The following is a 17,818-nucleotide window of genomic DNA, read 5'->3' on the forward strand; positions in this document are numbered from 1 at the left end:
CGTTCCTCCTCGAGGGATTTAAGTGCGTACGCACGCACTCTACGTGTTAGGTGCGCCCGCACGCAATGACCTACACTGGGGGACGTGAGCGACCCGAAGATCGGCCTGGAGGCGTGGCGGGCGATGCTGCTCGCGCACAGCGCCGCGGTGCGAGCCATCGAAACCGACGTGCAGCGGGGCGGAACCGTGCCGCTGGCCTGGTACGACGTTCTGCTGGAGCTGAACGCGGAGGGGAAGAAGGGGCTGCGGATGGCGGAGGTCGCCGACCGGGTGGTGCTCAGCCGGACGCGGGTGAGCCGCTTGGTGGACGAGATGGTGCGCGCCGGGCTCGTGACGAAGCGTCCGGAGCCGGACGACCGGCGGGTCAGCTGGGCGGTGATCACCGACGAGGGCGTCCGCGCGCTGCGCAAGACCGCGCCGGTCTACCTGCGGAGCATCGAGCGGCATTTCTCCGCGCACGTCAGCGACGAGGAGGCCGCGGTGATCGGGAAGGCGCTGCTGCGGGTCGCCGAAAGCGGAAAGACCGTGCGGCCGGTTTAGCGCAACCTCCACCGATGGTCCGCGGTCCCGTTGTCGCTGAACTGCACGACTTGGGCACTGTCCGCAGTGGACATCCGGTCGACGCCGAGCACCTTGCCGGAGTTGCGGTTCACGATCCGGAACCAGCCGCTGCCGTCGTCGAGCAGCCGCCAGTCGTGGTCCGGGGTGCCGTTGTCCGTGTACTGCACGATGATCGCGCTGTCCGCAGTGGACATCTGATCGACGCCGAGCACCTTGCCCGAATTGACGTTGCGGATTCGCAGCCATCCTCCGGCCGCCTCGAAGGTCCACAAGTGATCGGCGGTGCCGGTGTCGCCGAACTGGACGACCCGGGCGCTGTCGGCGGTCGACATCCCGTCGACGCCCAGCACCTTCGCCGAATTCTGGTTCTCGATCCGTACCTGGCCGTCCGGCGCCAGCTGCCACAGATGGTCGGCGGTCCCGCTGTCGGTGTACTGGACCACTCGGGCACTGTCCGCAGTGGACATCTGGTCCACGCCGAGCACCTTGCCGGAGTTGCGGTTCGCGATCCGGAACCAGCCGTCGCCGTTGTCGACGAGCCGCCAGAGATGATCCGCGGTGCCATTGTCCGTGTACTGCACCACCTGGGCACTGTCCGCAGTGGACATTTGATCGACGCCGAGCACCTTGCCGGAGTTGTGGTTGCGGATCCGGTACCAGCCGTCGCCGTTCGGGATCAGGTGCCACACGTGGTCAGCGGTGCCGTTGTCGGTGTATTGCACGACCTGTGCACTGTCTGCCGTGGACATGCGGTCCACGCCAAGCACCTTGCCCGAGTTGAGATTCACGATCCGGAAACCGGCCCCGCCGCCGCCGGGCAACCACGGAGTACCGTCCGGCTCCGCTGTCGGGAAGGACGTGATCCGCAGCCGCGCCGCACCCATCGGGATCAGCGTGACCGATTCGACTTCCGCGGTGCTTCGTGCCGGTGAGGACTGCAGCGGGGTAACGACATGCTGGTCGTCCGCGGTCCATTCGGCGATTTTCCGGGCCGGCGCGGTGATCCGGACCGGCGCGGTGTCCGGGGTGAACGGATTGTCCGGCAGCGGCCCGCCGGTCGCGACGAAGGTCATCGCCGAAGCGTCGCCAGCCAGGCCGTAATTCCAGGGCGTAGTCGCGTGCACGGCGTACTCCGGGAACTGCGCGGTACCACCGAGCTGCTCGTACTGTTCCCCGACCCGCAGCGAATACGTCAGCGGACCGTGGTCGACCGACAGGGAATCGTGGTTCGCGTGCCAGGTTCGCACGGAGGTTCGCTGCGGCAGGGTCAACGTGACGACGTCGCCGTTGCGCCATACTCGCTGGACTTTCGCATACGCAGGCCCGGCCGGAATCGTGACCGGTGCGCCCGCCACGATGAGCCGCGGAGCCGCGCACCAAGCCGGAACCCGGAAATGCCAAGGGAAATTCACCGGCTTCGGCGTCCGGACAGTGAACGTGATCGTCTCCGAGAACGGATACGTGGTGTCCTCGTCGATGGTTACGGAAGTGCCGTCGCCGACCTTCGCCGTGACGCTGCTCGCCGAGTACATCGACGCCGCGAGCCCCTTGTCCGGGGTCGCCAGCCAGAGTTCCTCGGTGAAATACGGCCAGCCCATGCCGTAGTTGTGCGGGCAGCAGCGGTACTGGTCGACGCCGGGCAGATAGGCCTGCATCGCGAAGCCGTTCTGGAATTGGCCTTCGGTCTTGGGCACGTTGTCGAGGTCGATGCTGTTCGCGCTGGTGATGTAATGCACCGCGCGTCCGGCCGGATCGAGCGCGGCGGGCAGCGAATTGAACGCGAGGTCCTCGCAGCGGTCGGCCCACACCGGGTCGCCGGTCAGCCGGGTGAGCAGCTGGTGACTCGCCATGAACTCGACGATCCCGCAGGTTTCGAAGCCCTGTCGCGGATCGCCGAAGCCCGGTCGCGCGTTCTCGTCCCCGGCGAACCCGCCGCCGGCGAATTGGCCGTAGGCCGCCATGATCCGGTCATAGTCCTGATAGGTCGCTTGGACCAGGTTCGCGTCGCCGGAGCGCAGCGAGTACTGGGCGGGTTCGCGGAATCCCTGCGCCACGTTGACGTTGTGCAGACTCGGCAGATTGTCGACCCAGTTCGCCCCGTAGCGGTGGATCTTGTCGGCCAGGTCGAGGAGGAACGCGTCGCCGGTGCGGTTGTACAGCCAGAAAATACTGTCCAGGCCGTCGCCCCAGCGCATGGTCAGCCAGTCCGCGTCGAAGATGTCGGTGCTTTGCGCGTTCATGTACCGGAAGAACCGGGTCAGCATCGGGACGATGCGCGTGTCGCCGGTGTATTCCTGCCAGGACCGCAGCGCTTGGCTCATCGGCAGATACGGCCAGAAGTGCGGCCCGCCCCGGAATCGGGTGCGCAGTTCGCTCGGTCCGAAGAACCCGTCGGCCTGCTGGGTGGCGATGACCGCGTCGATCCAGCGCCGGGCCGAGGCCAGCGCGGTGCTGTCCCCGGTCACGATGGCGAGATCGACGTACCCGCGCAGCCAGTACGGCAGCTCCTCCCAGCCGCTGCGTTCGGGATGCACCCAGCCGGTGGTGTCGAAGTCGAGGAAGTGCGAGGTCTCGGGGTAATGGCCGCAGAGACCGTCGAGCTGAAGCCGCAATTGCCCAGCGAGCCAGCCTTTCGGCTGGACCGCGCCGGGAGGGAGCCGGAGGAACGCGGCGGGGGCGAGCGGGGCCGCGTTGGACGGGTAGAACCCGCCGCGCCTTCGGTCGCCCACGGCCTCGGCAGTCCCGGCGGACGCCGTGGCGAGCAGCGTGGCGACGGCCCCGGTGACGAAGTGCCTGCGGTTCAGCGGCATGGGAGACCAGCCTCCACTCGGCGTTACAACGTTGTAAAAACAGAAGTACCGGGTGGCACAGCGACAGACAACCGCCGTTCGGCGCAGTGGAGAGTGCGGTTGCCGTCCGAGACAGGACAGCCCTGAGACAATGACCATGAAGCACGGAAAATGCTGTGGCCGGAGAAAAAAGTGTGCCCTCGGCAGGACTGCCCAAGGATGGGAACGGGGCTGACCAGGAGGTTCTCGCCGGGACGTTGGTGGTGGAGGCCACCTTCGGACTCAGGTCCGCGAGGAGTTCGTCGTGAGTGCCAATTCGCGAACGGTGGCGCAGTTTGTCACGGTCACCATGGGATCAGTCGTTGGACTCACGTTCACGTTCGGCTTCGGGAATGTCTTGACTTTGGCGCTGAAGCTGCAGGTTCCAGTGTTCGTGGCCCCGCTGGTGGCGCCCGCTGTCGACCTGACCGTCCTTGGGTTGCTGGTGGGTACGCGGCATCTGGCGTTGTCGGGCGTTGGCGACGACGTGCTGCGCCCGGCGCGTCGCCTGCTGCTGGCCGCGAGTGTGGTGACTCTGCTGTTGAATGTCGCTGATCCGGTATGTGCTGGTCAATGGGGCAGAGCAGCGTTCGACTCGGTAGGCCCGCTGCTCCTGGTCGGCTGGGCTGAGGCTGGCCCCGGCCTGCTTCGGGCGTTGAGCGCTGCCAGCACCGGTGCCGGATCAGCGTGGTTGCCCGGGTCTTGCGCTGTGGGCCACCGGGATGAAGGCGTGGAGCGGGCGATGTGCGAGCCGTTGGCGCCGGACAGCCGGGAGCGGCTGGGGGCCGCGGCCGGGGGCGCTGGTGATCTTGACGGGGAGTTGGTGGAGCGGGCCCGTCGGGCCGATGCTGAGCACTGGCGACTGCACAGGCGTCCGATTTCTGCGGAGACGTTGCGGAAGGAGCTTCGAGTCGGGGCGACGACATCGCGGGCATTGGTGGCGATGGTTCGTCTGGGGAACGCGTCGGCACTGGGGAAAGGGTATGCGGGCGACGCGCACGGTGCTTAGGTGTCGCCTGCCGGGACCTCACCTCAACCATCGCTAGAGCTCAAAGTGCCGAACCGGGGCCAATTCGGCTTGCCGAAATGACCGGCACGTTCGCTTCGACCGTGCGTCGACCTGGCAGGGAGGGATAGCGTTGGGCATAGTGACCCGAGCTTGCCGGCAGGGTGGCGGCGGTGAGGAAGTGATCGTGATGCGCTCGGAGGAATCGTCGTTGCCCGCGCGGCGTCCGTGATGCGGGCCCGAGCGTTCCTGCATCCGGCGCTGTTCTACCGGGGTGCCGCCGAGTTCTTGGCGGGCGTCGTCCCGTTCGTCCGGGACGGGCTGGCCGCGGACGAGCCAGCAGCGGTCGCCGCGCCGCCGGAGCACGTGGACCTGGTGCGGGCCGAGCTGGGTGCGGACGCGGATCGGGCGCTGCTGGTCGACATGACCGAGGCAGGCCGCAACCCGGGGCGGATCATTCCGGGCGTGCTGCGCGCGTTCGCCGACGCGCATCCGGACGAGCATGTGCGGATCGTCGGGGAGCCGGTCTGGGCGGGCCGGTCGTCGGCGGAGTATCCGGCGTGCGCTCAGCACGAGGCGTTGATCAACCTGGCTTTCCATGGCCGGTGGGCGACCATCCTGTGTCCTTACGACGCCGAAGCGCTGGGCGCGACCGAGCTGGCGGATGCTCTCCGGACGCATCCCTGGCTGATCGAGGGCGCGGGGGAGTGGCGCGAGAGCGGCGATTACGCGCCCGACGCGGTGGTCGCCGACTACAACCGTGAGCTGCCGCCGCCGCTCGGCGCGCGGTCCTTTGCCGTCGCCGAACCCGATCTTGGCGACCTCCGTCTGGTGACGGCAGAGACGGCGCGGCGGCACGGCCTGCCCGAGGACCGGGTCGAGGACGCGGTGATGGCGGTGTCGGAGCTGGCGGTCAACAGCGTGGAGCACGGCAGCGGATCCGCGGTGGTGCGGCTGGGGTTCGCGGACGGCGAACTGGTGTGCCAGGTCCGGGACGAGGGGTGGCTGGCGGATCCGATGGCCGGCCGCCTCCCGGCTCCGCCGGACCAGGTCCGCGGCCGCGGATTGCTGCTGGTGAACCATCTCGCGGACCTGGTGCGGATGCACTCCGACCCGGCCGGGTCGACGGTCGAGGCCCGGTTCGCCGCCGGGTGACCGAGGGTCGCGGGCGGCTGTGCGTGCCTGCCGGAGGACGGCACCCGGACCGGACTGGTGAAGGCTGTGCGGGCGACCGCGGCGGCTGGCGACATCGGGAAAGCGGCCGGGGCGCTGCGCGACGGGGGCTCGCTGACCCTCCGATCGAAACGGTCTTCGTCCTCGGCGTCGACGCCGAGTCCCGGCTGTCGTCTCCCGCGTCGTCCGGGCGAAGGGACGCCCGCTCTCGGATCCGGGTCAGTCACGAGAAGAAACCCGGCCAGGGCCACCGGAATTGATTCTTGTGCTTTTCGGCTGCGGCGGGTTCACCGCTGAATACCGGGGGAGAAGAGGTCTGAAGCCCGGCATGGAACAGACCTGGGGCGGCCGTGAGCGGCGGGCAAGCCGGGTCCGTGGTCGCGGGCGGAGCCGGTCGGTTCTCCCGGACGGCGGGCGAGCGGTCCCCGCGCTCAGCGACCGGTGGTCGGCAGGGTGAGGACCTGACCGGTGTCTCCGGTGCTCACCGTGACAGGCGCCGCGACCAGGCCCGCCCGGTAGTTGAGGTCGCCGCTGGCGAGCATGACGCGGATCGCGTGCCCGGCCGGGAACTGGTGCACGACGGCGGGCAGTGTGATGCGCGCGGACTTGGCCGGATCGGACAGCCGGACCGGGGCGATCAGGTTGTGCACGAGGCTTTCCGTGCCGTCCGGCGCCACGTCGTACAGCTTGGCGAACAGCACGAGCTGGCCGGCTGGACCGAGCGTGCTGCTGACCGCCGTGGTGGGCGCCTGCACCTTCACCTCGAGCTGCGGCTCGCCGACCACTTCGAGTGGCGCGGCCAGTGGGCGGCCGGTCCAGGAAGCGTAAGTCCCAGGGAGATTCTCGTCGGGCGGCAGGTTCGGCGAAAACGCGTCGATTCCGGACGAACTGGTCGGGAATCCGGCCGGGGGTGTGAGGAAGCTTTGTGCCCCGGCCCGGACACCGCTCGGATCGGTGACCAGGTCGCCGCTGCCGGAGAGGAAGAACTTCATGCCCGTGCCCACCGGGTAGGCGGGGGCGCTGCCGTAGGCCGGGGTGGCGATGCCGGTGTAGTCGATCCAGTCGCGGAAATAGGCGAATCCGGGGTATGCGTCCGGCTGGCCGCCGCGCAAGTACTGGTTGAACCAGCTGGTCACGCGGGCGGCTTCGTACTGGGCGGCCGGGTCCGGGCCGGCGAGGTCCAGCTCGCCGGGCGCGGGGGTGGCACCGGAGTGACCCCAGGACTGCCAGATCATCTTCACCGGCGTGCCCTGGGCCCTGAGCGCTCGGTACGTGGCGGCCGCCTCGTTGAGGTTGAACAGCGTGTCGTTCTCGCCCTGCGCCAGCAGGACCGGAACGCGGATCCGGTTGACGTAGGCGGACACCGACGCATGCCGCGTCAGCGCGAGCGTGTCCGGTGTCGGATAGCCCAGCGTCCCGGACGCCGCGAGGTCCGCGCAGATGTCAGTGGTGAAGTTGGGGCAGCCGATCACCCTCGACGGGTCGCTGGTGAAGCCCGTCGCGCTGTCCAAGACCGCGCCCTCGGTGAAGAACAGCAGCGGCCAGGTCAGCTTGGTGACCCCGGGGGTGGCCGAGGTGACGCCAGTGCGGAGATCGGTGTTGTTCGGGGCCAGCGAGTAGGACAGGTCGTTCCAGGTGATCAGCGGGACGAGGGTGTCGATCCTCGGGTCGACCGAAGCGGCCGCGAACTGCACCTCGCCGCCGTAGGAACCGCCGATCATGCCGACCCGGGGATCCGCGGCGTCAGTCCGGCCGGCGTGGTCCACCGGATCGCGCACCACGTAGTCGGCGCCCGCGACCGGCTGCGCGTGTGCCGCATCCGCGTAGGCGATCCCGTCGGCGCCGCCGAGGAAGCTCACCAGCTGGCTCGCGGCCTGCCCGTCCCAATCCGGGTCGTCCAGTGTGATCTTGCAGCCCGAACCGCCGAAGCCGAGGCCGGAATAGGACAATACCGCGTAATCGTGCGCGGCGAAGTATCGCGCGATTCCGGCCTGATCGTCCTTGGACCCGCCGAACCCGTTGGTGGTGAGGATGGACGGCACGCGGTGGCCCGGACCGGCGTCGGCTGGCGTGTACAGGTCGCCGACGATGTCGCAGCGCTGCACCCCGCCGGGCCCGACCAGCACGTCGAAGTGCAGGGTGCGCACGGTGTACGCCCCGGCCCCGGCCCCGGCCGTAGCGTCAGCCACTCCCGAAGGTGCGGTCAACAGCACTGCTGCCGCGATCAGGGCCACTCGGCGCGCACACGACGTCATCAGAAGACCTCCCGAAATGCGGTCCATGCCCGCTGTTAGGCAACGAGCTTCGACAGATTCGGTGACGCACGTCATAGTCGTCGCCGAGTTCCCTCTCCTTTGTCAGGCCGTCTGGCATCGAGGCTGGAGGAAACCATGCGGAACTCCGAGAACCGGCTGTCCAAGACGACGGTGTTCGCCGCGGCGGTCCTCCTGGCAGTGGCGGCACCGGCAGCGGCGAGCCGTCATCGGGCGGAGGCGGCCGGCTCCGCTTTCGCCACCGGTCAGTTGCAGGTGCAGAACGCGGGTGCGAGCGGGTGCGGCGCCAACGCGGCCGGCGAGCCGTCGATCCACGTGTCGAAGGCCGGTCTGGTGGGGCTCAGCTCCGAGAACGGCCTCGGCGGCGGCAGCCAGTACTGGCAGGGCCCGAGCACCGCGGCCGCGTGCGGGCTGACCTACGCGGGCCAGCCCAACGCGATCGGCGGCATCGGCCTGTCGGGCGGGGACACCGACAGCGCTTTCGCACCGGAGAAATCCGCCGCCGGCACCTACCGGATCTACGTCGCGAGCCTGAACCTCGCCTCGGTCAACGTCGCGGTGTCCGACGACAACGGCCGCACTTTCAGCCAAACCCCGGTCCAGGCCGGCTTGCCGCTCGACGACCGGGAATGGATCGCCGCCTACGGCGCCGACACCTCGCTGCTGACCTACCACGACATCCTCACCAACAACATCGATGTACTTCGCTCCGACAACGGCGGCACTCTCTACACGCACGTCGCCCGCGTAATCCCGGACACCGACTACAAAGCAATGAACAACGAACTCGGCAACCTGGCGATCGACCACCGCAATGCCTCTCCGGTGTCCGGCGGCTTCTGGGCCTACCAATCGTTCGTCGCGCCCAGCTCATCCTCCGGCAGCGAGTTCAACGAAGCGTTCCTCGGCGTCTCCGCCGACGGCGGGCACACCTGGACCAGCAAACCGATCCCCTGCACGACGGCCTTCGGCGCAGCCGGGCTGGGCCACAACTTCCCCAACGTCTCGGTCGCACCGAACGGCACCCTGTCCTACGTCGTCTCCAACGACACCGCCGTCTACGTCGCCACCTCGGCCGACCACGGCGACACCTGGAGCTGTTCCGGTCCGGTAAGCACTTCCAAGCGGGCTGTCTTTCCCTGGCACGTCGCCACCAGCGCGGGCACCGACCTCGTCTACTACGGCACCCCCGACGGGCAGACCTGGTACGTCTACTTCGCGCAGAACACCGGCAGCGGCTGGTCGACCACCCAGGTTGTCCCCGTGCACAAGGGTGCCATCTGCGAGGGCGGCGTCAGCTGCACCGGAGGCCGTCAGCTGCTCGACGACTTCGGCGTCGACACCGACCAAAACGGGTTCGCGCACATCGCCTACACCCAGGACAGCCCCGCCCTCGGCGGCTCGGGCAGCGCCACCGGCTACGCCGTGCAGACCGCAGGGACACCGGCGGGCTACCCGAACTGATCGATCGGGGCAGATCGCCGACGCGGACGTCGCAGTGCCGGATCGGTGCGGCGCGCCGCGGCAGCGCGAGGATGCGGGCGTCGAGCAGCGGCTTCGTCACGTAGGCGCCGGCACCGGCAATCCTCCGGCGGGGCCGGGCGAGGCGGTGCTCTTACCCGCCGCTGCCCGGACCCGGACCGTGGTGCCGCCGGCCGGGCGTGGTGGTCGGGCAACTGGGGCCGCACGCAGCGGTGGGTTGCGGGCTCGTCGGCTGGTCGGACGTGGTCGGCGCGGCGGTGGTGGAGGGCGTGGTTGCCGGGGCGGTCGTCGGCGTGTCCGGTGTGGTCTGGTTCGAGGTGGCCGGCGCCGGGTTGCCGGTCGTGGCCGGGGCGGCGGTGCCCGCGGGGGCGGGCGGGAAGTCGCGCGCGGGCTGCCCGGCGAGGTAGGCGTTCATGAAGTCCTGCCAGATGTAACCGGGTTCTTCGCGTCCGTAGACGTCGTAGCCGTGATCGGAGCCGATGCCGTTGTGGTAGTTGCCGTAGATCGGTGCGGGCTGCTGGGTGTTGCCGAACCAGACGGCGGTGACGTTTTGCGGGGTGTAGCCGACCATCCAGGCTTCCGAGTTGTGCCCGGTGTTGTTGAATTGGGCCGTTCCGGTTTTGGCCGCGTTCGGGCGGCCGCCTCGCAAGCCGTCGCCGGACGACGAGGCGACGTCGGTCATCGACGCGGTGACGGTGTGCGCGATCGCGGCGCTGGCGGCGGGGTCGGAGCCGAATGCCGGAACGGCCGCGGTGTCGAACCGGTACAGCTGGCTTCCGGTCCCGTCCGTCACTTTCGTGACGAAGTGCGCCGGGAGGTACTTCCCGTCGTTCGCGAAGGTGGCGTAGCCCTGGGCTTGGTCGATCGGCCGGACCGGGTACTGGCCGATCGAGATCCCGAGCTGGGTGCTGCCGGTTCCGTTGCCGGTGACCGGGTCGTCTTGCTGGAGCGAGTCGAAGGCGGACCCCAGCGAGGAAGTGATGCGTTTCGGGATTCCCGCGTCCCAGGCGGCTTGCCGCACGTTGTTGACTCCGGCCTGCGCGCCCATGCGGTAGAAGACGGTGTTGACGGACTTGGTCATGGCGTCCTTGACGGTGATCCGGCTGGCGCCCTCGCCGTCGGAGTTGTGCACCAATTGCCCGTCGATGGTCTGGTTGTCGCTGCCGTCGTAGACGGTGTTCAGCCCGATGCGGCCCGGGTCGGTGCGCAGGCCGGCGGCGAGGACATAGGGCTTGAACGAGGAACCGGGCTGTTGCGGGGTTCTGGCCAGATCGTAGGAGGTCGAGCCGTCCCCTCCGTAGTACGCCACGATCCCGCCGGTGGACGGGTCGACCGAAACCAGTGCGGCGCCTTCGTGCGGATAGCCGCGGTCGGCTGAGGTGATCTTCGCGACCGCGTGTTCGGCGTCGGTCTGCGCGGGGGGCTGGATCGAGGTGTAGATCTTGGCTCTGGACCGGGACAACGCCTGTTCCGGGAGGCCCTTCTTGGCCAGCTCGTCGAACACCGCGGCGACGATGTACTGGCGGGTGGGGGAAAGGGCCGGGCCGGATCCCGCGCTCGTCTGGGCGATCGGCGCCGGAAAGGCGGCCGAGTCGTATTCCGCCTGGCTGAGCCAGTGGTTGGCGAGCATCCGCCCCAGCACGTAGCGGTAGCGCTGTTGCTCGTAGGCGGGCTTGTCCGCGTAGGACGGCAGCTGGACCATCCCGGCCAGCAGCGCGGCCTGTTCGTTGGTGAGCTTGCTGACGTCTTCCCCGTAGAACGCTTTGGCCGCCGCCTTGATCCCGTACGCGCCGCGTCCGAAGTAGACGGTGTTCAGGTAGGCGGTCAGGATGTCCTGTTTGGAATAGGTGTTCGTCATCTTGTAGGACTCGACCATCTCGGCCATCTTGCGGGCGAGCGTCGGCTGGTCGTTGCCGGTGGCCTTCTTGACGTACTCCTGCCCGATGGTGGAGCCGCCGCCGGTGCCGCCGTTGAGCCGGTTCCAGACCGTGCGCACGATCGCGTTGAGGTCGAAGCCCGAGTTGGTCATGAAGGTCTCGTCCTCGGCGGCCATCTGCGCGTTCTTCATCGACTGCGGGATCTGGTCCCAGGTGGCCAGCTGGCGATTGCCTGCGGTTCCGGTCTTGGTGTACATCACGGAGCCGTCCGCGTAGTACAGGGTGACCGGCTGGTTGAGCGCGGCGGCGAGCGCTGTCGGATCGGGCACCCGCACGAACTGGTACGCGACGACGAAGGCGATGACCGGGCCGAGCAGGCACACGCCGGCCAGGACGTAGAGGCCGCGCCGGATGCGCCGCCAGAGCTTCTTCCGCGGCACTCGCGGCCGGGCGGGCCCGCTCGGCGGCGGCGGGTTGCGTGGGCCGGCCGGCCTGGGCCGGGCGGCCGGCAGCGGGGGCGGGGCGGGCAGCCGATGCGTGAGCAGTTCCGGCTCCGGCTGGTTGCGCGGATCCGCGGGCCGCCCCGGCCCGGCCGACCGCCGGGGCGGGATCGGCCCCGGGTGGCGGCCGCGGGGCCAGTGCGGCGGCTCGCCGGGCGGGTACGGGCGGTTCACGAGCGGTTCTCCGGCACCGCGGCGAAGGCGTCCCCTCGGGCTCGACGTGGTCGTGTTCCCGCTGCCGGGAACGCGAGGAGGTGAGGGCCGGGCGCGGGGAGAGAGGGCATGGGCTCGATTCCTGACGGTCAACGCTTCTACATTATTGTAGAAGTCGTGCTTGTGTGTTCCGCGTGACCGCGAGACGAATGCCAGGTCCGGAGTGCGGCGAGGAGGTCCGGTGTATCGCGGGAAACGGGTGAGCCGGGCGGCGGCGCTGGGCGGTGCGCTGCTTCTGCTGGCCGGGTGCGCCTCGTCCGGACCGACGCCGTACCCGCGGGCGCACCCGTCGGCAGCCGCCGCTGCTCCGGCAAGCCTTCCCCGGCCGGACCACGTCGTCGTGGCGATCTTCGAGAACGAGGGCGAGACCGAGGTCGACGGGGCGGCCGGCGCTCCCTATCTCTCCTCGCTCGCGGCAGCGGGGGCGAGCCTGTCCGATTCGCACGGCATCGCGCATCCCAGCCAGCCGAACTACGTGGCGTTGTTCTCCGGCTCTCCGCAGGGCGTCGCCGACGATTCCTGCCCGCGGGACCTCGGTGCGCGGCCCAACCTGGCGAGCCAGTTGACCGATGCCGGATTCCGGTTCGCCGGGTTCGCGGAAGGCATGCCGCGCGACGGATTCGCCGGGTGTTCCTCGGCTGACGGCGCCTACCGTCGCAAACACAACCCCTTGCCCGATTTCAGCAACGTGCCGCCCAGCGCGAACCGGACCTATCGGCATTTCCCCGCCGATTACTCGACGCTGCCCACGGTGTCGTTCGTGATCCCCGACATGTGCCACGACATGCACGATTGCCCGGTTTCCGCGGGAGACGGCTGGGCGGCCGGGAATCTGTCCGGATACGCCCGGTGGGCGCAGGCGCACAACAGCCTCCTCATCGTGACCTTCGACGAGGACACCGGGACCCCCGCCAATCGGATCCCGACGATCCTGTCCGGGCCGATGGTGCGCACGACGCGCAGCGCCCAGCCGATCGACCACTACAGCGTTCTTCGCACCGTCGAGGACATGTACGGCCTGGCACCGCTCGGAGAGGCCGCTTCCGCCCGGCCGATCACCGGCGTCTGGAAGCGGTGAGCCTCGGGCGTTTCCAGGACCGGGACGAATCCCGGGCGGTGCCCGGAGACGGTCCGCCGTCCGGCGACAGCAGCCGGGCGGCGGCGTCCGGCAGGTACCCTCGTGGTGCTCGCGGCCGGCGAGCCGAGCGGGCGCGCGGGCGGGGCCGTGCCGCGAGAACGGACTGAGGAGGACCATGCCCGGCGGAGACGGATCGCGGGCACGGCGCGCGGCGGGCGCGCTGGAGTCGGAAGTGATGGCCGCGCTGTGGGCTGCTCCGGCGCCGCTGTCCGGTGCGGCGGTGCACGAGGCGGTGGGGACGGATCTCTCGTACAAGACGGTGCTGACCGTGCTGACCAGATTGCACGAGAAGGGCCTGGCCGAACGGGCGGCATCGGGGCGCGGGCACGTGTACTCGCCGCGGCGGGCGCATGCCGAGCTCACTGCCGAACGGATGAACGTGGCGTTGCGCGAGGCCCGGGACCGGGGGGCCGCGTTGCAGAAGTTCGTGACGACCCTCGGGCCCGAGGACGCGGCGGCGCTGCGCGAGATGCTCGACGAGGGCGATCGTCCCCAGGGCGGCCGGCGGTGAGAGTCGACGTGTATCTGGCTTTGCTGCTTCCGGTGCTGGCGGTGCGCGGCCTTCCGCTGGCGGGCAGGCGGCTGGCGCCGCCTGCCGCGGTGCGCCTTCTTTGCGCGGTGGCGACCGCGGTCGGCGCGGGGACTCTGTGGGGATTGGTCATGGTCGCCGGTGCGGGGTTGAGCCATCTCGGGGAGATTCTCGAGCATTCGCCGATCTCGGCGGCCCAGTTGCGCCGGCTGGACCCGGTGCCGCGGATCGCCGGCCTGGTCGCGGCCGTGCTGCTCGCGGCGATCGTGGTCCGGGTGGCCAGTGCGCTGTACCGCCGCGGCCGGGTGCGGCGGGCGATGAACGGCGTCGTCGCCGGCGCGCGCGGCGAGCTGGTGGTGTTCACCGATCCCAGTCCGCACGCCTATGCCGTCGCGGGCGGCATCGGCCGGCCTGGCCGGATCGTGGTCTCCGACGGCATGCTGCGGGCGCTCGACGCCGAGGAGCGCCGCGTGCTGCTGGCCCACGAGCGCGCGCATCTCGCGCACCGGCACCATCGGTATCAGGCGGTCGCGGCCGTCGCGGTCGCGATCAATCCGGTCCTGATCCGCCTGCGCGGCCAAATCGCGTTTCAGCTCGAGCGCTGGGCGGACGAAGATGCCGCGACCGCGGTGGCCGACCGTGAACTCGCCGCGCGGTCGCTGGCCCGGGCGGCGCTGGCCGCCGTCCCGCCCGCCCCGCCCGCGCTCGCGTTCAGCGACCGCGGAGTCGGGGGCCGCGTCCGCGCTCTGCGAAGCGCTCCGACTGTGACGCGCCCGCTGTCGCTGCTGCCCACTGTGGCCGTGCTCGGTGCGGGCGTCGCGGTCCTGGCGGACGCCACCATCGCGTTCCTGCGGGTCGCCGGCGCGGTGCTCGGCTGACTGCCGGTTGCGAGCCTTTCCGCTCGCTCTTCCTACAAGCTGTAGGATCACCGGTCTGTGCCGTATCCGCTTTCCGCCGGAAGGACCAGCCAAGCCCGTGCCGTGGAATCTCGCCCTGTTCTGGGACATCAATCAGCTGGCCGCTCGCACCGGGTGGGCGCATCCGTTCATGGCCGCCTTCGCGTTGTGGGGCGGCCCGGTGATTCTCGTGCTGCTGCTGGCTCTGGGGTGGTGGACGCGCCGCGGCCGTGGCGGCGCCGCCCGCGCGCTGGCGGCGGCGGTGCTGACCGGAGTCGCGACCCTCGTCTCGCTGGGTCTGAACCAGTTTTTCGCCGCGCTGCACCAGGAGGTTCGCCCGTTCCTGGCTCTGCGCGGCGTCACTGTGCTGCTGAGCCATTCGGCGGACAACTCCTTCCCCAGCGATCACGCGGCGCTCGGCGCGGCACTGGCGGTGGGCGTTCTCGTGTTCGCGCGCGGCTGGGGGGTGCTCGCGTGCGCGGTCGCCGTATTCCTTGCCTTCTCGCGGGTGTACGCCGGGATGCACTACCCGCTCGACGTCCTGGCCGGGCTTGCCATCGGTGCGGTCGCCGCGTTGCTGCTCGTGCCGACGCTCGCCGGGCTGCTGGGCAGGCTCGTGCAGCGACGGATGCCGAACGTGCTGCGCCCGCTTCTTCTCGGCGTCGAGGCTCCGGCAGCGGGCGCGGCGGTGGAATGACGGCGGCGGTCAGCACTGCCCGCGGCGGGCCCCGGCCAGCAATGCCGGAGTCACGGCGGGCGGCGCCGCGCCGATGGCCGGACGGCCGCTCGGCGCGGCCGCCAGCAGCTGGAGCGCCCGGCGGGCATCGGGATTCGGGGTCACGTCGCTGAAGTCGCTGCCCAGCGCGAGATCGACGCTGCTGCCGGTCCGGCGATCGCGCACAAGTTGGGCACACGGTACGGCCAGGCTGAGAGTCCTGGCTGCCGCGGTGCCTGCCGGACCGAAGCGGATCTGGCCGAAACACCGCAAGTCGCCGGCCGGGTGCAACGGGTCGTCGGCAGGGGGCGACGCCTGCGGGAAACCGAGCTGGGCGAGTTCGCCCGCGGCGAGTCCGGCGCTTCCGCGCTGGCCGCTGCCGTTGAGCACGGTCACCGGACTGGCGGCGGCGGGCGCGGGAGCGACGCCGTCCAGCGCGTCGTAGGGCAGCGCGGCCAACGTCTGCGGCGCGGTGCCGGCGGCCGGGGGAGGACAGGCGACCAAGGCGGTGGCATCCGCGGCGCGCTGCAGTGTCGTGACCCAGACCGCGATCGCGGCGAGTATGAGGACGCTCAGCGCGGCGATTCCGGCGAAGGGCTTTCGCCGCCGGTAGCGCAGCGGATCGCGTCGTCCCGTCAAGGTCCGCATCGATCCCTTCCCGTCGTCTGGTTCGGCGCGGTCAGCCCGAAGCGGGCAAGCCTCATCCTACAACGTGTAGGATGAGGGCCAGGTCCCGCGACGAGCGCGGTGTCGTTCGCCGCGGGCCGGGCTCCGGCGCGGCGACGAGCGGCCGGGCGTCAGCGGTCCACTGTGGATTGGGGTTGCGCGATGGCACTCGGCTCGCGAAGACGCGCAGGCGCGAAACCGTTGTTCGGCCGCGTGGATCCCTACTGCTGGTTCGCCGTGCTCGGCCTCGTGGCCATCGCCGGGGTCGGGGTCGTCGCCCGCAGCGTAGTGATGACGATCATTTTTCTCGTTCTCGCGGCGGGCCTGGTGACGTTCGACGCGTGGGTCAACCGGCCGGAGCCGACGCGCCGCCCGGGACCGCCGCCGGTCGCGTCTCCGCGGGGGCGCAGGCCGGAAAGCCTTGGGCCGCAAGACCGGAGCCGCGCGGCGCCGCCCCGTCCGGCGGTTCCCAGGCCGCCCCAGCGGTTCGCCGCGCCGCCTCCGCGCGGCGAACGACTCCAGCGTCCGCAGCGTCCCCGTCGGATGCCGGACGGGCGATGAGCGCGGGCCGCGCGCGCGGAGTCAGGGATGCCGTTCGTGTCGCCGGACGGGAATCGGTTTTCGGCGTCCAGGACGGAAATGCTCTCATGGACTACACGAAGTCGGTCATCCGCGACCATCCGTCCGAAGCCGTCGTGGCAAAAGTGCGGCAGCCCTCGCGGCGGAGAGGTTCGGAGTCCTGATCGACGTGGCAGCGACGATCAAGGCGAAACTGGACGAGACCGTGCCCCCTCAGTTGATTCTCGGGGCCTCCAACCCGCAGCTGGCTCGCCGCAGATCGAGCCGCGGATCGGCGTGCCGCTGCCGTGCAATGTCGTGGTCAAAGCGCTCGACCCGGCAGTGATGGTCACGGTGCCCGGCCGTCAGGATCTGCGGCCTGTCACCGACGAAGCCGGGCAACGGTTGCACGCGGCCCTGGCCGCGGTGAGCACCGGTTAAACCGGGGGCGGGCCTTTCGCCGCCCCGGCGCTGTCGTCGCGCGGTCGCGCGGAGCGCCGCCGCCACAGCAGCGCTGCTGTCGCGGCGAGGAAAACGACCAGGGAAGTCCAGTCGTTGAGGCGCAGGCCGAGGAAGTGGTTCGCGTGGTCGACGCGCAGCGCTTCGACCCAGGCGCGTCCGACGGTGTATGCGGCCACGTACAGCGCGAACAGCTTGCCGGTGCGGAGGTCGAAGCGCTTGTCCGCCCAGAGCAACAGCACCGCGACGCCGACGTCCCAGAGGCATTCGTAAAGAAATGTCGGGTGGTACAGCCCGATGCCGGGGGTGTCGGGCGGGCGGTGCGCCGGATCGATGCGCAATGCCCAGGGCAAGGTGGTCGGAGCGCCGTAGAGTTCTTGGTTGAAGTAGTTGCCCCAGCGCCCGATGGCTTGCGCGAGGACCAGCCCGGGAGCGAGGGCGTCGGCGAACTCCAGCAGGCTGATTCCCCGCCGGCGGCAGGCGATCCAGGCGCCGAGGGCGCCGAGCGCTACGGCTCCCCAGATTCCGAGGCCGCCGTCCCAGATGTAGAGCGCCCGGACCGGATCGCGGCCGGGGGCGAAGTACAGTTCCGGGTCGGTGATCAAGTGGTAGAGCCGTCCGCCGACGATGCCGAACGGGACCGCCCAGATCGCGATGTCGAGCACGTCGTCGGGGTTGTGCCCGCGGGCGCGCCAGCGTCGCCGGGCGAGCCAGACGGCGACGACGATCCCGGCGATGATGCACAAAGCGTAGGCGCGGATCGGAACCGGTCCGAGGTGCCAGACGCCTTGCGGCGGGCTGGGCAGGGACGTCGTGACCATTGCGGACGGCCCTCCTCGGAGCTGAATTCTCTCGGTGGGAGAACTATAGATCACGGACCTGGAAGTCTTCTCCGCGGTGCTCGCTGTGTGCACCTGCGGTGCCGGACAAGCGCGTGCGGAGAA

General features: G+C 70.1%; 15 protein-coding genes. 10 read left to right on the forward strand and 5 right to left on the reverse strand.

All coding sequences use genetic code 11. The features are described from left to right. Positions 1-84: 84 nt before the first annotated feature. Positions 85-540, forward strand: a complete 456-nt coding sequence (locus tag ATK30_RS26955; protein ID WP_244194740.1) for a MarR family winged helix-turn-helix transcriptional regulator — start codon at positions 85-87, stop codon at positions 538-540. On the opposite strand, the gene ATK30_RS26960 is transcribed toward ATK30_RS26955, so the two are convergent. Further along, complete coding sequence (locus ATK30_RS26960; protein ID WP_101437980.1) at positions 537-3,371, reverse strand: RICIN domain-containing protein; 2,835 nt, start codon at positions 3,369-3,371, stop codon at positions 537-539. The two genes, ATK30_RS26955 and ATK30_RS26960, sit on opposite strands and share 4 nt — an antisense overlap. A gap of 283 nt (positions 3,372-3,654) precedes the next feature. On the opposite strand from ATK30_RS26960, the gene ATK30_RS26965 reads away from it, so the two are divergent. Next, entirely contained in the window at positions 3,655-4,398 is a 744-nt protein-coding gene (locus ATK30_RS26965) for a hypothetical protein (RefSeq protein ID WP_081655249.1), read from the forward strand. A 228-nt stretch (positions 4,399-4,626) separates the two neighbouring features. Beyond that, complete coding sequence (locus ATK30_RS26970; protein WP_037365766.1) at positions 4,627-5,550, forward strand: sensor histidine kinase; 924 nt, start codon at positions 4,627-4,629, stop codon at positions 5,548-5,550. A gap of 449 nt (positions 5,551-5,999) precedes the next feature. Here ATK30_RS26970 and ATK30_RS26975 read toward each other — a convergent pair whose 3' ends face one another. Beyond that, positions 6,000-7,757 (reverse strand): CocE/NonD family hydrolase, encoded by a 1,758-nt coding sequence (locus tag ATK30_RS26975; RefSeq protein ID WP_235079424.1) that lies wholly within the window; start codon positions 7,755-7,757, stop codon positions 6,000-6,002. Positions 7,758-7,958: 201 nt separating this feature from the next. On the opposite strand from ATK30_RS26975, the gene ATK30_RS26980 reads away from it, so the two are divergent. Next, positions 7,959-9,305 (forward strand): sialidase/neuraminidase family protein, encoded by a 1,347-nt coding sequence (locus tag ATK30_RS26980; RefSeq protein WP_037365768.1) that lies wholly within the window; start codon positions 7,959-7,961, stop codon positions 9,303-9,305. Between the two features lie 151 nt (positions 9,306-9,456). Here ATK30_RS26980 and ATK30_RS26990 read toward each other — a convergent pair whose 3' ends face one another. Further along, positions 9,457-11,874 carry a transglycosylase domain-containing protein gene (locus ATK30_RS26990; RefSeq protein ID WP_143271427.1) on the reverse strand — a complete coding sequence of 806 codons (2,418 nt, stop codon included), beginning with the start codon at positions 11,872-11,874 and terminating at the stop codon, positions 9,457-9,459. Between the two features lie 220 nt (positions 11,875-12,094). On the opposite strand from ATK30_RS26990, the gene ATK30_RS26995 reads away from it, so the two are divergent. From ATK30_RS26995 to ATK30_RS27010, 4 genes are all read left to right on the forward strand, one after another. Further along, positions 12,095-12,991, forward strand: coding sequence for an alkaline phosphatase family protein (locus ATK30_RS26995; RefSeq protein WP_101437981.1), 897 nt, complete (start codon positions 12,095-12,097; stop codon positions 12,989-12,991). Positions 12,992-13,166: 175 nt separating this feature from the next. Then, a complete protein-coding gene (locus ATK30_RS27000; protein WP_037365772.1) occupies positions 13,167-13,562 on the forward strand; it encodes a BlaI/MecI/CopY family transcriptional regulator in 396 nt (131 codons plus the stop codon). Further along, positions 13,559-14,458, forward strand: coding sequence for a M48 family metalloprotease (locus tag ATK30_RS27005; RefSeq protein ID WP_037365774.1), 900 nt, complete (start codon positions 13,559-13,561; stop codon positions 14,456-14,458). Before ATK30_RS27000 ends, ATK30_RS27005 begins: the two co-directional genes overlap by 4 nt. Before the next feature lie 97 nt (positions 14,459-14,555). Next, entirely contained in the window at positions 14,556-15,173 is a 618-nt protein-coding gene (locus ATK30_RS27010) for a phosphatase PAP2 family protein (protein WP_037365777.1), read from the forward strand. Between the two features lie 9 nt (positions 15,174-15,182). Here ATK30_RS27010 and cei read toward each other — a convergent pair whose 3' ends face one another. Continuing rightward, positions 15,183-15,839: an envelope integrity protein Cei gene (gene cei, locus ATK30_RS27015; RefSeq protein WP_051166272.1), complete on the reverse strand. Its 657-nt coding sequence runs from the start codon at positions 15,837-15,839 to the stop codon at positions 15,183-15,185. An 802-nt stretch (positions 15,840-16,641) separates the two neighbouring features. Between cei and ATK30_RS46370 the strand changes: the two genes are divergently transcribed. Both ATK30_RS46370 and ATK30_RS46375 read left to right on the forward strand, forming a co-directional pair. Continuing rightward, on the forward strand, positions 16,642-16,761 hold the full coding sequence (locus tag ATK30_RS46370; protein WP_235079431.1) for a hypothetical protein: 120 nt from the start codon (positions 16,642-16,644) through the stop codon (positions 16,759-16,761). Further along, entirely contained in the window at positions 16,713-16,856 is a 144-nt protein-coding gene (locus ATK30_RS46375) for a hypothetical protein (protein ID WP_235079432.1), read from the forward strand. The genes ATK30_RS46370 and ATK30_RS46375 overlap by 49 nt, the downstream gene beginning before the upstream one ends. Here the strand turns inward: ATK30_RS46375 and lgt are convergent. After that, the gene (gene lgt / locus ATK30_RS27030) at positions 16,853-17,695 is read right to left on the reverse strand and encodes a prolipoprotein diacylglyceryl transferase (RefSeq protein ID WP_051166273.1); all 843 of its coding nucleotides are present in this window, start codon (positions 17,693-17,695) and stop codon (positions 16,853-16,855) included. The genes ATK30_RS46375 and lgt overlap by 4 nt on opposite strands. Positions 17,696-17,818 lie beyond the last annotated feature (123 nt).

Source organism: Amycolatopsis echigonensis, assembly GCF_002846615.1.
GTDB lineage: Bacteria > Actinomycetota > Actinomycetes > Mycobacteriales > Pseudonocardiaceae > Amycolatopsis > Amycolatopsis echigonensis.